General features: G+C 54.2%; 1 protein-coding gene. It reads right to left on the bottom strand.

The features are described from left to right. Positions 1 to 213 precede the first annotated feature (213 nt). Positions 214 to 1,335: LPXTG cell wall anchor domain-containing protein (locus H6A20_RS13040; RefSeq protein ID WP_204907527.1), on the bottom strand; the 1,122-nt coding region annotated here is incomplete at its 5' end.

Here is a 1,335-nt window from a genome sequence, read left to right on the forward strand (position 1 = left end):
GCCGCCATGCAAAGCGTCAGCAAACCTGCAAGTATTTTTCGCTTCATGATTGTTTCCTCCTTGTCAAATAAGATTGTTTATCCTTTGGTGTAAGCAAAGGATAGAAGGGATATCCCTTCTTGAAAAAGATACCGGCTGCGCCGGGGCGGGCTGTGGATTTTGCACGAAGCCCGCCCGCAGGCGCTTTTGCCGGTTTTTGTTTATTACTCAGCCTTATTTCCCGGCCGCCGCCTTTTTCCGCCTGTAGAACAGCATCCCCAGCACGCCGCCGCAGGAAGCCAGCATCAGGCCGATCCACAGCGCCATATCGCTGCTGTCCCCAGTCTGGGGGCTGCCGGTGTCGCCGGAAGGATCCTGCTGACCCTGCGAATCGGATGAATCGGTCGGATCAGTCGAATCGGTTGGCTCTCCGGTTCCTGTTGCAGGGATGGCTTCAGTCTGCACGTATTTGCAGACCGTGCAGCCGCGCTCCTTGGAGCCCGCTTCGGTCTCAGTGGCCTCTTTGGTTGTTTTCCAATCGCCGTAGGTATGGTTTGCCACATTCAGCTTTTCACCGCAGGAGCATTCCTGCCAGTGCTGGGTTTTGTCATATTTCCACGTTTCATCATGGATGCCATGCTTATGCTCAAGCATCGGAATGTCTTCGACCTGCACGTATTTGCAGACCGTACAGCCGCGCTCTCTGGAGCCCGCTTCGGTCTCAGTGGCCTCTTTGGTTACTTTCCAATCGCCGTAGGTATGGTTTGCCACATTCAGCTTTTCACCGCAGGAGCATTCCTGCCAGTGCTGGGTTTCATCCTTCTGCCAGTCGCCGTAGCTGTGCTCATGTTCAAGCATTGGAATGGTTTCGGTCTGCACATAGTCGCAGACCGTGCAGTCACGCTCTCTGGAACCAGCCTCGGTTTCGGTGGCCGGCTTCGTCTCTCTCCAATCGCCGTAGATATGGTTTGCCACATTCAGCCTTTCGCCGCAGGAGCATTCCTGCCAGTGCTCGGTATCGTCATATTTCCATGCTTCATCATGGATGCTGTGTTCATGAACCGGAATCGTCTCTTTCTGCGTATATTCGCAGACGGAGCAGGTACGTTCTCTGGAACCTGTTTCGGTTGTGGTAGGCTCCTTTGTTATCGTCCAATCATCGAAAGTATGGTTGCCCACTTCAGTTTTCTCGCCGCAGCGGCATTCCTTCCAGTGCTGGGTTTTATCTTTCTGCCAGTCGCCGTAGCTGTGCTCATGTTCAAGCATCGGAATGGTTTCGGTCTGAACATGGTCGCAGACCGTGCAGTCACGTGCTTTGGAGCCTTCTTCGGTCTCGGTGGCCGGCTTCGTCACTCT

Origin of the sequence: Mordavella massiliensis (assembly GCF_016901695.1) — a bacterium.
GTDB lineage: Bacteria > Bacillota > Clostridia > Lachnospirales > Lachnospiraceae > Claveliimonas > Claveliimonas massiliensis_A.